Source organism: Rhizobium sp. BK316, assembly GCF_014193695.1.
GTDB lineage: Bacteria > Pseudomonadota > Alphaproteobacteria > Rhizobiales > Rhizobiaceae > Rhizobium.
Map to the genome: position 1 here is coordinate 822,904 of NZ_JACHZR010000003.1, position 12,264 is coordinate 835,167.

A 12,264-nucleotide genomic window follows, 5' to 3' on the forward strand; every position below is an offset into this window, starting at 1 on the left:
TGAGCCGGTATTCCTCACCGAAATCGCCGGTGATCGAACTGAATCCGACTGGCTGCTGGGACGCCAACTTTGATTGTCGGGTCTAAGGTGACGGTCACAATTTCCCATCTTCAAGAACTCCCCTAAGGCATCTTTCAAGCTGATCTTTTTTACCGATGAGAGATCGACACTCATGAATAGCATATGCTGCCGCCATTTCGGCATTGCGTCTGAAGCCGGGAACGTCCCCGGCGCGATGTGTTGCTGCAACCCCGCCGAAAGGTCCCTCAATTCCGATCGACTGCAGCAGAACTGTGTACAGGCAGCCTACCGGATTAATATCGCGGTCGACCACTACGTTAATAGCCGGGTATCCTTTTCGGCGCTCATGATAGCATTCCAATGTGTCCGGTTTGCTTCGAAGCGTGTCTATATCGTGCACTGCTATCAGGCCCAATTTTGCCAGCTTGAGCGCATCACGATCAACGAACACTTCGAAGGTCTGGGTGTTTGAGGGCCGGTTCTGATCACCGAAAGGGGCATATGGCGCTCCAGCTGAATAATCTATCGATTGGCTGGCATTGAAATTGAGACGCACGTCTGCGTAAGCCATCAGCCCAAAAAACACGCGCAAAAACTCGAGCTGCAAAGCTTGAATATCGCCCCTCTCCATACCCTTCGCATTGATGACGATGTTCATCTCGATTGTTTTGTCGATGTCGAGAATCGGCGCTGTCGATTTCGACACTGCAAATGCGACTATTTCCTCCAAAGACAGGGATGAGCGAATCGACTGTAGCTTTACAGTGTCGACCGCGAGCGTCGGCGTTCCAATCAGCGCTGCGACCAATCCCGCAGCCACACTCCATGGCACTCTCTTAAATGACATAAGCTCCCCAAACGAATTGCGCACCGGCGGCCTTCATAAGCTAATCAGTCGCTTGAATGCCCGAGCCTGGTGCGACTTGAATGAAAGAGTGGCTGCCAGTTTTAGTCTAGTTGAAAGCTTCAATCACAATTAAATTCGAACAAAACTATATTTTTCGCTCACTTCAGGGTCTTGGGAACACCTTAATGCGCCGTGCCATCGACGATGACGTGGTCATGATCCCTGGAGCATTTCTCGATGCGGGCGTGGATCTTGTAGACCTCGCGCAGCATATCGACGGTGACCACATCGCGCGGCTCGCCGCAGGCGCGCATGCGGCCGTTCTGGATGATCAGCACCTTGTCTGCGAAGCGCAGCGCCTGGTTCAGATCATGGATGGCGATCAGCACGATCATGCCGCGCTTGCGGGCCTGACGCTGCATGAAATCCAAGACTTCCACCTGGCGGTGAAGATCGAGGGCGCTGGTCGGCTCGTCCATCAGCATGATCTCCGGCTCGCGCACCAGTGCCTGGGCGATGGAGACGAGCTGGCGCTGGCCGCCGGAGAGAGCGCCGAGATCGCGGAAGGCGATCGCCTCGATGTTCAGCGCCTTCATGATGTCGTCGATCAGTCTGAGATCCTGATCGCTGACGGCCCAGGACTGGCCCTGCTTCCGGGCGAGCAGGATCGATTCATAGACCGTCAGCACCGCGTTGGCTGAGGTATCCTGCGGCATGTAGCTGATGGCATTCTTCGTCTTCGCGCCTTCGACCAGCACGTTTCCCGGGCCTTTCAGGAGGCCGGTGATGCGCTTGAAGAGCGTGGATTTGCCGGCGGCATTGGGACCGATGACGGCGACGAGTTCGCCAGCCGTCATTTTCGGCGTCGTCACGTTTTCCACGAAAAGCTTGCGGCCGTGATAGGCGCCGACCGACTGCAGCTGAAGCGCTACCATGAGCGGCTCCTGTTCGAGAGGATGAGCGAGAAGAAGAAGGGTACGCCGACGAGCGCCGTGATGATGCCGATCGGGAAGACGACGCCCGGAATGATCGACTTGGAGACGATCGAGGTAACCGACAGCAGCAGCGCGCCCGAGAGGACCGAGCCCGGCAGGAAGAAGCGCTGGTCTTCGCCGAGGATCATACGGGCGATATGCGGGCCGACGAGGCCGACGAAGCCGATCGTGCCGACGAAGCTGACGGGAACGGCCGCCAGCAGCGAGATGACCAGCATCGTCTCCAGACGGATGCGGCGCACATTGACGCCGAAGCTTGCCGCCTTGTCCTCGCCGAGGCGGATGGCCGTCAGCGCCCAGGCATGGCGGGCAAAGAGCGGAAGTGCAAAGAGCAGCACGGCAAGCGTGATCCAGATCTTCGGCCAGGTGGCCTTGGTGAGGCTGCCCATGGTCCAGAAGACGACGGCCGAGAGCGCCTGTTCGGAGGCGAGATATTGCAGGAAGGCGAGAGCCGCGTTGAAGGTGAAGACGAGTGCGATGCCGAGCAGCACGACTGTTTGCACCGAGACGCCGCGCGCCTGCGAGATGAAATGGATGAAGAGGGTTGCGACCAGCGCCATGATGAAGGCATTGACCGGCACGAGCAGGCCTGCCGCAACCGGCAGGATCGGCACGCTGGTAACGATGGCGAGAGCTGCGCCGAAGCTTGCGGCGGCCGAAATGCCTAGGGTGAAGGGGCTTGCGAGCGGATTGGCAAGGATCGTCTGCATCTGGGCGCCGGCGACCGAGAGCGAGGCGCCGACGACGATCGCCATGATGGCGACCGGCATGCGGATATCCCAGACGACGGCGCGGATCTGCGCCGAGACGGAGTCGGGATCGAGGAGGGCGGCCACGACCTCATCAAGGCCATAACGGGCCGGCCCCCAGGCGAGATCGATGGCGAAGGACAGGCAGAGCGCTGCCGTCATGGCAAAGAGGATCATCAGCTTGCGGCGGGCGAGGGCGCGATAACGCGCCCTGCCTGCTTCGGCTTCGATCGGCATGGCGGCGATCTCTGCCATGGCGCTTACTTTCCGGCCTTGGCGTCGACCCAGTAACCGGGCTGATAGGCGACGGGCAGGAATTTCTCATGGAATTCCTTGAAGGTCGCATCCGGATCGAGATCGGCAAAGAGGTCCGGGTGGAACCACTTGGCCAACTGCTGCACGGCGACGAACTGGTAGGGGCTCGTGTAGAACTGGTGCCAGATCGCGTGGACATTGCCATCGGCAACCGCCTTGGAGCCGGTAAAGGCGGGGTTCTGCATCAGCGCATCCAGCGCCTTGCGGCTGTCGTCGATCGTGCCGGCAGCGGCCGGGCCGACATTGACGAAATCCTTGGCGTCCTTGGTCTGGCTCCAGTTCGAGCCTGTCACGACGACGACGTCAGGATTGGAGGCGACGACCTGCTCGGCATTGATCGAGCCGGTATAGCCGGGCAGGAAATCGGAGCCGAGATTGTGGCCACCGGCCCAATCCACCATCAGGCCGAAATTGTCGGGGCCAAAGGTGCCGCAGCACTCGACGAGGCCGGCGGCGCGATACATGAAGACGTTTGGCTTCTTGGGGTTGGCTTCCTTCAGCTTGTCGGTGACGCGCGCCATCTGCTGCTTCCAGTAGGCGGCGAGAGCTTCGGCGCGGTCTTCATGGCCGAAAAGCTTGCCGAGTATCTCTAGGCTCGGCTCGGTATTGGCGAGGATGTGTTCGCGGAAATCGATATAGACGATCTTCACGCCGATCTTGCTGAGCATATCCTCGAGCTTCACCTCGTCGGCGGCCTTCTTGTTGCCGATCGGCAGCAGCATGAGATCAGGGTGAAGCGCCACGACCGTCTCGGTCTGCAGCGTGCCGTCCGTCAGGTTGCCGAGGAAGGGCAGGTCCTTGCCCTTGGGGAATTTCTCGACATAGGCGTTGAAGCCATCCTTGTCCGTCGTCCAGAGATCGTTGCGCCAGCCGACGATCTTGGCGAAGGGATCGTCCCTCTCGATCGGGGCGACGGCATAGAGCATCCGGCCTTCGCCGAGAATGACACGCTCGACCGGCTTGTCGAATGTGACCTCGCGGCCGGCCACATCCTTGATGGTGAAAGGGTCGGCAAAGACCGAGAACGGCAACAGCGCCGCAACTGCAACTGCTGATAGTGCAAGCAATTTCATAAAATTCATCTGGAAACTCTCCCCGTACTCGGCTATTTCCTGAGGCATAGAAAAATTGACTTTTGGAATCAAGTTTTATGTTTTAGAGCTTTTCCAAAGTACGTTCGGCGCTGGGTGAAGATGATGAATACGATGAACACGAATTACTCCATTCGCGATGAAATCCGGGACTTCTGGTCGGAACGCGCAGCGACGTTCGACGAGAGTGTCGGCCACGAAATCTTTTCCGAAGCCGAGCGAAAAGGCTGGCAGCGGCTGATCCGCAAGCATCTCGGCGAGGGGCAGGGGCGGGCGGCGCTCGACCTGGCCTGCGGCACGGCGGTCATTTCCCATCTCATGCATGGGGCAGGCTTCAAGGTGACCGGGCTCGACTGGTCGGATGCGATGCTGGCGCAGGCGCGCGCCAAGGCGAAGAAGCGCGGCACCGATATCCGCTTCATCTCGGGCGACGCGGAAAACACCATGGAGGCCAAGGGCAGCTATGACGTGATCACCAACCGGCACCTCGTCTGGACGCTGGTCGATCCGCCCTCGGCCTTCCGCGAATGGTTTTCCGTGCTGAAGCCTGGCGGCAAGGTGCTGATCGTCGACGGCAACATGGGCAAGGAGACCTGGGTGAAAGGGCTGCAGAAGCTCTGGACGAAGCTGACCGGCAAGGCGCCAGCGAGCCACATGAAGCCCGAGATGATGGCCCGCCATCAGGCCATCCGCTCGCGCGTCTATTTCCCCGACAAGATGCCGGCCGAGGCGATCGTCGAATTGCTGCGCCAGGCAGGCTTCGACAATATCGTCGTTGACCGCAAGCTTTCGGATATCCACTGGGCGCAGGCGCGCAAGATGCCCTTCCTGCGCGGACTGGAGCGCATGGTGCAGGACCGTTTCGCGATCTGTGCGACGAAGCCGCTGGCTTAGGTTTTTGCGGGGCTTTCGGCCCGTTGCAATTTTATCTTAAGGGACATAGTGCAGCAGGAGATGGCCGACTGCTGGCGGAAGACGCTGGCGATGTCGATATGCCCTGCGTGCAAGGAAAGTGTGCGTGAACACGCAAGCCTGCGAGCGCGCAAGGGGCGTAGCCAGCGCCACGAGGGCAAGCTGTCGGTCGCTCAGGCCGTCGCTTGCCCAATTCAACCTTGCCTGGAGAGATCTCCGTGACTTCCATATCAACCGCAATGCGCTCCGCCACTGACGCGGCTGACGTTTTGACCGTCGAAGCCATTGTGGAAAATCGCCTTTATGCGTTCGCCTTGAGGGATGCTGCGCTGAAGCTCATTGCCATGCACGATGCCGCGCCTCGTATCGTCCGCTACACCGCAGATATGAAACGATGGTTGCTGACGCAATCAATTCTGGCTTTTCATTTTCAGCGTGTCACGTCGCCGTCTCATCCGGGCCTTACGGCCGCCAAACTGAACGCCCTCATCGCTGAGAGTGACGTTGCTTCCAAGAACACGGCGTTTGCGCATCTCGCGGAGATGCGCAACTACGGTCTCCTGGTTGATACCCATGACAACGGGGACCGGCGCGTTCGCCAGCTCAGAATTTCCGAACCTGCCGAAGCCTTGATCCGCGAATGGTTCGACGAGCATTTGAAATCACTCGACATGCTCGATCAGGGGACGCGATTCTCACGATCATCTGCCGATCGGCGCCTGCTCTGGTATGCGCAGCCGAGAATGTCCCAGAGCCTCTTTCACGATCCAGACTGGACCAGCCCTCCGCAGACGGTGGACGCTTTCGTCCGAACGGCTTCCGGAAGCAACATCCTGCACGACCTGATGTCTCGTTTACCTCCGGAAAAGGAACTGGAGCCGCGCATGCCTATTGGCCCTTTGCGCATCGGAGAATTCTTCAAGCGCTACGCCATCTCTCGAACCCACGCGCGGCGCCTTTTCGATCGCGCTCAGTTGCTTGAGGCTTGTGGATGGGACCTCTCCAGTGAGCGCGGTGATTTCTGGCTTGGGGCAGAGCTGATCCGCGACTATCGATATTGGCAGGCGGTCAAGTTTGCGGCCATCGACGAAGCGTTCGAATGGGCCTGTTGTCATGTACCCGAGCCGATTGGCGAGCAATAGGGGATTAAGCTTCCGGTGTGGGCGCAATTACTGCCCGCTGCCACCCGCTAACCCGACGCACCCTCGTCAATCTCCTCCGGAATGAAGCCACCCGTCTGGCGCCGCCACAGGCGCGCGAACAGCCCGTCGCTCTCGATCAGGTCTTCCGGCCGGCCTTCCTCGATGATGCGGCCGCGGTCGAGCACGACGATGCGGTCCATGCTGGATATGGTGGAGAGCCGGTGGGCGATGGCGATGACCGTCTTGCCTTCCATCACGAGATCAAGCCGTTCCTGGATGGCAGCTTCGGATTCGCTGTCGAGGGCCGAGGTTGCTTCGTCCAGCACCAGGATCGGCGCGTTCTTCAAGAGCACGCGGGCGATCGCGACGCGCTGGCGCTGGCCGCCCGAGAGCTTGATGCCGCGATCACCGACATAGGCCTCGTAGCCCTTGCGGCCTTCGCTGTCGGTGAGATCGGCGATGAAAGCGTCTGCGCTTGCCATCTTCGCGACAGCCTCGATCTCCTCCTGTGTGGCCTCCGGCCGGCCGTAGCGGATGTTATCGCCGACCGAGCGGTGCAGCAGCGCGACATCCTGGGCGATGACGCCGATGGCGCGGCGAAGGCTGGATTGGGTCACAGCGCGGATATCCTGGCCGTCTATGAGGATCGCGCCGTCCTTGATGTCGTAGAAACGCAGCAACAGGTTGGCGAGCGTCGTCTTGCCGGCACCCGAGAGGCCGACGAGGCCGACCTTTTCGCCGGGGCGGACGGTCAGCGACAGCTTGTCGATGACGGGCTTGCCGGATTTGTAGGCGAAATGGACATTGTCGAAGCGGATTTCGCCGTTCGGGACGACAAGGTCCTGCGCATCCAGCCGGTCGATGATGGTGGGCGGTGTCGTCATGACGGGCATGGCGTCCTTGATCGTGCCGATCGCCTGGAAAATCTGCTGGCCCATCTGCAGGAATGTAAATGTGTGACCGGATAGCCGGTTGAGAACATAAACGGCGGCGGTGAATTCGCCGATCGTGACGAAGCCGTCAACGAGCCCGGTAAAGCCGATCGACAGGATGGCCAGCCAGTGCGTGACGTTGAGGACGACGACGATGACCTCTGCGGTCCGATAGATGCGCTGTTCGCTTTGCTGGGCCTTGATCGCCTTGCCGATGATGCCGCGGATGGTGCCAGCCTCGCTGTCTTCGGCGGCGAATTGTTTCACCATCTGCATATTGGCGTAGAGATCGGTAATGGCGCCGGAAATCAGGCTGCGGCGCTTGGCGGAGCGGCGTGCTCGTTCGGTGAAGACAGGCGCCAGCCTGACGGCGAGCAGTACGTTGAGCGTGATCCATACGATGGTCGGCAGCGCAAGCTGCCAGGAAAGTGCGCTCAGAAGGATGACGGAGCCGACCATCTGCATGATGAAGCGCGGGATGGACTGGAAGGCCGATATTATCTGCTGCTGGACGGCGGACGCCACCTGCTGCAAGCGCGAGGCGACCTGGCCAGCATAGAGATCGTGGAAGAAGGCGAGATCCTGCCGCTCCACCGCTCTGTGGCCCTGCCACTGAATGGCAGCCGGCATGCCGATGCCGAGCGTATGCGAATTCAGCGTATTCACGAGGAAGGAGGCAATAGGGATTGCAGGGAAGAGCATTACGCCGAGCAAGATCAGCAGCGGCCGGTCATTGTGCAGGAAAGCGGCGGCACCCTGCTGCGTGACGCCATCGACGATGACCGACAGGCTCCAGACGATCGTCAGATTCATGGCCTCGATCGCCATGGTGCAAAGGGCGAGCGTGATCAGGATACCGCGAAACATCGAGATGAAGTGCAGGAGCACCGTCACCGGTCCTTTCGACGGCAGCGGACGGTAGGGGATATCGAGCGGCCGGATCAGCGTTTCGAAGGGACGGTAGATCGCATCTGAAATCGACATAATCGACTCGAGCCTCTTGGGTGCAACATCAGGAAGAGGGCGGGCGTGTAAGGCGACGCGGGCGGCATGGAATCATCTTCCGGCTGCAATCTCAATTAGAAATTTTGGAAATCTCTGTGATCACAGGGCGAAGCATCAGCTCGACGCCGGGGCTGTTGTTTGAGGAATCACACCAGTCGGTGGCCCCTAACATCGTGATCTTACCATTTGCAGGACCTGTCGCTTCAGCCGCGGCGGGCTGCCTCGATGGCTGCGACATCGATCTTGCGCATGGTCATCATCGCGTCGAAGGCGCGCTTTGCCTCGGCTCCGCCTGCCTGCATCGCTTCCATCAAGGTGCGCGGGGTGATCTGCCAGGAGATGCCCCATTTATCCTTGCACCAGCCGCACTCGCTTTCCTGGCCGCCATTGCCGACGATTGCGTTCCAGTAGCGGTCGGTCTCTTCCTGGTTTTCCGTCGAGATCTGAAACGAGAAAGCCTCGCTGTGCTTGATCGAGGGGCCGCCGTTCAGCCCGATGCAGGGGATGCCGGCAACCGTGAACTCCACCACCAGCACGTCGCCCTGCTGGCCAGCGGGATAATCGCCGGGGGCACGGTGGACGGCGCCGACTTTGCTGTCCGGAAAGATCCCGGCGTAAAAGCGGGCGGCCTCTTCGGCGTGCTTGTCATACCAGACGCAGATCGTGTTCTTGTGCATCGCGTGGTCCTTTGGTGTTCTTCCCCTGATGGCAGTGACATAAGGGACAAAGCGGTTTTCTCCAGTCCAAGCGCGCATTTTAGAAATTGTGGCTGCTATCCCCAGAACCACGATTTGTTGACCTCCGTCCGCGCCTCCGCCGGGCTGATGCCGATATCGCGGAGCTGATCGTCGGACAGGTCGGAGAGCACCAGCCGCTCGCGGCGCTTGCTGAGATAGAGGTTGAGGCTCATCAGGCAGCGCCTGACAATGCCGCCGCTTGGGGCGCGATCCATTGTCGTCGGTATTTCCACATCTGATGTCATCGGGCATCTCTCGGCTTTGGTCTTGGGTGCCTCGAAAATGGACTGGTACATACGCGTAAGGAAGCTTATGGTTTTTATGCAATCCATAAGGAATTCTTCTGATGTTGAACCTCGACCAGCTCGCCGCTTTCGTCAGCGTCGTCGATCTCGGCAGTTTTACGGCTGCAGCCGATAGGGCGGGGCTAACGCAGCCTGCCGTCAGCCTGCAGGTGAAGCTGCTGGAACAGCGGATGGGTGTAAGGCTGATCGAGCGTATCGGCCGCCGGGCGCTGCCATCCGCGGCGGGCGTCGAGTTGCTGGCCCATGCGCGCCGCATTCTCGGCGAATGTCTCGCGGCCGAGGAGGCGATGACGCCCTATAGGGAGGGGGCGGTGGGCCGCGTGCGGATCGGCAGCGGCGGCACGGCTTCGATCCATCTGCTGCCGCCGGTGATTGCCGCCGTCAAGAAGCGGATGCCGGGCCTGGAGATCGTGGTTCGTGTCGGCAATACCGACGAGATGGTGCGCGATCTCGAAACCAACGCGCTCGATATCGCCGTCGTGACGCTGCCGGCTTCGGGCCGTTCCATTGAGATCGAGCCCTTTTACGAGGACGAGCTTGTCGCCGTGGCGCCGAAGGGCAGCACGATGCCGGAGGGTGGACCGACGCCGGAATTCTTCGGGGACAAGGTCATGATGCTCTATGAGGGCGGCAATACGCGCCGCGCCACCGACGAATGGTTCGAAGCCTCGGGCATGCGCAGCCAGCCGACGATGGAGTTCGGCAGTGTCGAGGCGATCAAGGAACTGGTTGCCGCGGGGCTCGGATGGTCGATACTCCCGGGACTTGCCCTGAAGCGCGATCGAGGCCGGTTCGTGACCTCACCCGTTCATCCGCCGCTCGTGCGCCAACTCGGCGTGGTCATCCGGCGCGACAAACATTTGACGAGGGGACTGCGCGAGGTCATGAAGTGCCTTCGCGCATTCGAGCCTTAATAGAACGTCCGGCGCCTGTTGGTGGGCGCCGGGCTTGAAGGAAGGCGGTTAACCGAGGGCACTCTGTTCGGCGCAGATGCGGTCGATCAGGGCGTCGAAATCGCCCTTCGGCGGACGGCCCTTCGCGAAACGCTGCTTCAGATGCATGATCGGCTCTTCGAGGATTTCGTCCAGGCTTTGGGCGCAGGCGAAGTCGCCGGCCACACGCTTGACCTTGGAATTATCGAAAATCGCCGTCCAGGCCTTGTCGCCGGTCAGCGGGCCGATCCATTCCGGATTGTACTTGACGAGCGTATCCGTCGGCACATGCACGATCCTGGCTTCGACGCCCAGCAGGCGGGCGATCGCCTGTTGGATATGGTCCCAGATATGGGCGTGATCGTTGGTGATGTGGAAGATGTCGCCGAGTGCCGCCTGCTTGCCGAACAGGCCGACGAAGGGCACGGCGAAATCCACCGAGCGGGTCAGCGTCCAGGGCGTGTGGCCGTCGCCGGCGACGATGGTCGGCTCGCCGTCCAGCATGCGCCGCGCCATGATATCGCTGTCGCCCATCATGATCGGCAGGCCGGTGCGAACCGTGTGGCTGGGGCGAACGATGGTCCAGGCGAGATTGTTGGCCTTCTTCAGCAACTCCTCGCAGGCGATCTTGGCCTGGCTGTAGGGCCAGTAGGGATTGATTGCCGGCGTCTCCTCGGTGATCACGTAATGGCGCGCCGGCTTTTCATAGACCGAGGCTGAGGAGATGAAGATGTACTGGCCGCAATGGCCCGAGAAGATCTCGATGTCGCGGGCAATCTGATCGGGCGTGAAGGCGATGAACTGGGCGACGACATCGTAATTGGCCTTGGCGAGATCGGCATAGGCAGACGATCCAAGCTCGCCGACGATGGAGGTGACGCCTGCGGGCAGGGGATCGCCTCGCAAGCCTCGGTTAAAGACGCTGACATGGTGGCCTTGAGCGACGGCGCGCTCGACGCAGGGATAGGAAATCTGGCCGGTGCCGCCGATGAAAAGGATGTTCAGAGCCATGTGGGGATCTCCGTGTCGGATGGGGCGGGATTATCGATAATCTTCATAGCGCGAAAGAAATGGGGCGTCTCGTGCAAAATGGCTGGCGTCGACAATCGTACTCTTGCGTTCATCCTGCTGATACCGGCAGCCTCCGTCGCACGATGCTTGCATGGAACTTCGCGCCGTGGACCAATCCGTCATCGTTGAAATCGAAAGTGGGATTGTGGAGGGGTGCGGAATCCTCGCCGTTGCCGAGGAAGACGTAGCAGCCGGGCTTCAGAGCGAGGAAGCGGGCGAAATCCTCCGATGCCGTCATCGGTTCCTTGCGGATCTCGATGCTCTCGGGTGCGAAGATGTCGCGGGCGACTACGAAGGCTTCTTCGGTCAGGGTGGGATCGTTCAACAGGGGTACGAATTCCCTGGTGTAGTTGACCTCGGTCAAGACGTTGTAGGTGAGCGCGGTGCCCTCGACGATAACACGCATCTGCTTTTCGATTTCGGCGCTGACGTCGGGGTGGAAGCTTCTGCAATCGCCGAGGATGCGGGCGAGGCCGGGGAGCGCATTGCGGGTGCCGTCGGTCAGGAGTTCGGTAACGGAAACGACGCCGATATCGGTGGGGTCGAGACGGCGGGCGACGATGGTCTGCAGGTTCATGACCAGCGCGCAGGCGGCGACAAGCACTTCGTTCGTGGCGTGCGGGCGGGCGGCGTGGCCGCCGGTGCCCCTGAGCACGATCTCGAAATTGTCTTCCGCCGACATGAAGGCGCCAGCACGCGTCTGGAAATGGCCTGTTGGCAGGCCCGGCATATTGTGAAGGCCGTAGATCTCGTCGAAGGGGAAGCGCTCGAAAATGCCGTCTTCGATCATGGCAAGCGCACCCTTGCCCCATTCCTCGGCGGGCTGGAAGATGAAGCGCACCGTCCCGTCGAAGCCGCCGTCTGCGGCGAGCATGCGGGCGGCGCCGAGCAGCATGGCGGTGTGGCCGTCATGGCCGCAGGCATGCATGACGCCGGGATTGCGCGAGGCATAGGGCCGGTCCGCCTGTTCGGGAATGCGCAGCGCATCCATGTCGGCCCTCAACGCAATCGAGCGGTTGCCGTTGCCGCGTTTCAGCGTGCCGACGACGCCGGTGCCGCCCACGCCTTCCGTGACATCGTCGAGCCCGAATTCGCGCAGTTTTGCGGCGACGAAAGCAGAGGTCTGCTTCTCCTCGAAGCCGAATTCCGGATGGGCGTGCAGGTGGCGGCGCCAGCCGCGCATGTCGGAGATCAGTTGATCGAGATCCAT

12 protein-coding genes are annotated in these 12,264 nt (G+C 60.7%); 3 read left to right on the top strand and 9 right to left on the bottom strand.

Annotated elements, in window-relative coordinates:
• Nucleotides 1–94 precede the first annotated feature (94 nt).
• The 4 genes from FHT87_RS18115 to FHT87_RS18130 all read right to left on the bottom strand — a co-directional run bounded on the left by FHT87_RS18115 (nucleotide 95) and on the right by FHT87_RS18130 (nucleotide 4,009).
• A complete protein-coding gene (locus FHT87_RS18115) occupies nucleotides 95–868 on the bottom strand; it encodes a hypothetical protein (protein WP_183803734.1) in 774 nt (257 codons plus the stop codon).
• Between the two features lie 182 nt (nucleotides 869–1,050).
• Nucleotides 1,051–1,803, bottom strand: coding sequence for an ABC transporter ATP-binding protein (locus FHT87_RS18120; RefSeq protein ID WP_183736248.1), 753 nt, complete (start codon nucleotides 1,801–1,803; stop codon nucleotides 1,051–1,053).
• Nucleotides 1,797–2,867, bottom strand: a complete 1,071-nt coding sequence (locus tag FHT87_RS18125; RefSeq protein ID WP_183803736.1) for an iron ABC transporter permease — start codon at nucleotides 2,865–2,867, stop codon at nucleotides 1,797–1,799. Before FHT87_RS18125 ends, FHT87_RS18120 begins: the two co-directional genes overlap by 7 nt.
• 5 nt (nucleotides 2,868–2,872) lie before the next feature.
• Nucleotides 2,873–4,009: an ABC transporter substrate-binding protein gene (locus FHT87_RS18130; protein WP_183736246.1), complete on the bottom strand. Its 1,137-nt coding sequence runs from the start codon at nucleotides 4,007–4,009 to the stop codon at nucleotides 2,873–2,875.
• A 114-nt stretch (nucleotides 4,010–4,123) separates the two neighbouring features.
• On the opposite strand from FHT87_RS18130, the gene FHT87_RS18135 reads away from it, so the two are divergent.
• Both FHT87_RS18135 and FHT87_RS18140 read left to right on the top strand, forming a co-directional pair.
• Complete coding sequence (locus tag FHT87_RS18135) at nucleotides 4,124–4,912, top strand: class I SAM-dependent methyltransferase (protein ID WP_183736293.1); 789 nt, start codon at nucleotides 4,124–4,126, stop codon at nucleotides 4,910–4,912.
• A 236-nt stretch (nucleotides 4,913–5,148) separates the two neighbouring features.
• Entirely contained in the window at nucleotides 5,149–6,072 is a 924-nt protein-coding gene (locus FHT87_RS18140) for a hypothetical protein (RefSeq protein WP_348647680.1), read from the top strand.
• A gap of 47 nt (nucleotides 6,073–6,119) precedes the next feature.
• On the opposite strand, the gene FHT87_RS18145 is transcribed toward FHT87_RS18140, so the two are convergent.
• From FHT87_RS18145 to FHT87_RS18155, 3 genes are all read right to left on the bottom strand, one after another.
• A complete protein-coding gene (locus FHT87_RS18145; RefSeq protein ID WP_183803739.1) occupies nucleotides 6,120–7,988 on the bottom strand; it encodes an ABC transporter ATP-binding protein in 1,869 nt (622 codons plus the stop codon).
• A 224-nt stretch (nucleotides 7,989–8,212) separates the two neighbouring features.
• The gene (locus tag FHT87_RS18150; protein WP_183736244.1) at nucleotides 8,213–8,686 is read right to left on the bottom strand and encodes a VOC family protein; all 474 of its coding nucleotides are present in this window, start codon (nucleotides 8,684–8,686) and stop codon (nucleotides 8,213–8,215) included.
• Between the two features lie 95 nt (nucleotides 8,687–8,781).
• Complete coding sequence (locus FHT87_RS18155; protein ID WP_183736243.1) at nucleotides 8,782–8,991, bottom strand: DUF1127 domain-containing protein; 210 nt, start codon at nucleotides 8,989–8,991, stop codon at nucleotides 8,782–8,784.
• Between the two features lie 101 nt (nucleotides 8,992–9,092).
• On the opposite strand from FHT87_RS18155, the gene FHT87_RS18160 reads away from it, so the two are divergent.
• Nucleotides 9,093–9,965 (top strand): LysR family transcriptional regulator, encoded by an 873-nt coding sequence (locus tag FHT87_RS18160; protein WP_183736242.1) that lies wholly within the window; start codon nucleotides 9,093–9,095, stop codon nucleotides 9,963–9,965.
• A gap of 48 nt (nucleotides 9,966–10,013) precedes the next feature.
• On the opposite strand, the gene FHT87_RS18165 is transcribed toward FHT87_RS18160, so the two are convergent.
• Together FHT87_RS18165 and FHT87_RS18170 are read right to left on the bottom strand one after the other, a co-directional pair.
• The gene (locus tag FHT87_RS18165; protein ID WP_183736241.1) at nucleotides 10,014–10,994 is read right to left on the bottom strand and encodes an SDR family oxidoreductase; all 981 of its coding nucleotides are present in this window, start codon (nucleotides 10,992–10,994) and stop codon (nucleotides 10,014–10,016) included.
• Nucleotides 10,995–11,103: 109 nt separating this feature from the next.
• The gene (locus tag FHT87_RS18170; protein ID WP_183736240.1) at nucleotides 11,104–12,264 is read right to left on the bottom strand and encodes a M20 aminoacylase family protein; all 1,161 of its coding nucleotides are present in this window, start codon (nucleotides 12,262–12,264) and stop codon (nucleotides 11,104–11,106) included.

What these genes read in the sequence shown, in the direction of transcription:
- FHT87_RS18170 (WP_183736240.1), bottom strand. Translation starts at nt 12,264, where the DNA reads ATGGATCTCGATCAACTGATCTCCGACATGCGCGGCTGGCGCCGCCAC.
- FHT87_RS18165 (WP_183736241.1), bottom strand. Translation starts at nt 10,994, where the DNA reads ATGGCTCTGAACATCCTTTTCATCGGCGGCACCGGCCAGATTTCCTAT.
- FHT87_RS18145 (WP_183803739.1), bottom strand. Translation starts at nt 7,988, where the DNA reads ATGTCGATTTCAGATGCGATCTACCGTCCCTTCGAAACGCTGATCCGG.
- FHT87_RS18130 (WP_183736246.1), bottom strand. Translation starts at nt 4,009, where the DNA reads ATGAATTTTATGAAATTGCTTGCACTATCAGCAGTTGCAGTTGCGGCG.
- FHT87_RS18115 (WP_183803734.1), bottom strand. Translation starts at nt 868, where the DNA reads ATGTCATTTAAGAGAGTGCCATGGAGTGTGGCTGCGGGATTGGTCGCA.
- FHT87_RS18135 (WP_183736293.1), top strand. Translation starts at nt 4,124, where the DNA reads ATGAATACGATGAACACGAATTACTCCATTCGCGATGAAATCCGGGAC.
- FHT87_RS18155 (WP_183736243.1), bottom strand. Translation starts at nt 8,991, where the DNA reads ATGACATCAGATGTGGAAATACCGACGACAATGGATCGCGCCCCAAGC.
- FHT87_RS18125 (WP_183803736.1), bottom strand. Translation starts at nt 2,867, where the DNA reads ATGGCAGAGATCGCCGCCATGCCGATCGAAGCCGAAGCAGGCAGGGCG.
- FHT87_RS18150 (WP_183736244.1), bottom strand. Translation starts at nt 8,686, where the DNA reads ATGCACAAGAACACGATCTGCGTCTGGTATGACAAGCACGCCGAAGAG.
- FHT87_RS18160 (WP_183736242.1), top strand. Translation starts at nt 9,093, where the DNA reads ATGTTGAACCTCGACCAGCTCGCCGCTTTCGTCAGCGTCGTCGATCTC.
- FHT87_RS18120 (WP_183736248.1), bottom strand. Translation starts at nt 1,803, where the DNA reads ATGGTAGCGCTTCAGCTGCAGTCGGTCGGCGCCTATCACGGCCGCAAG.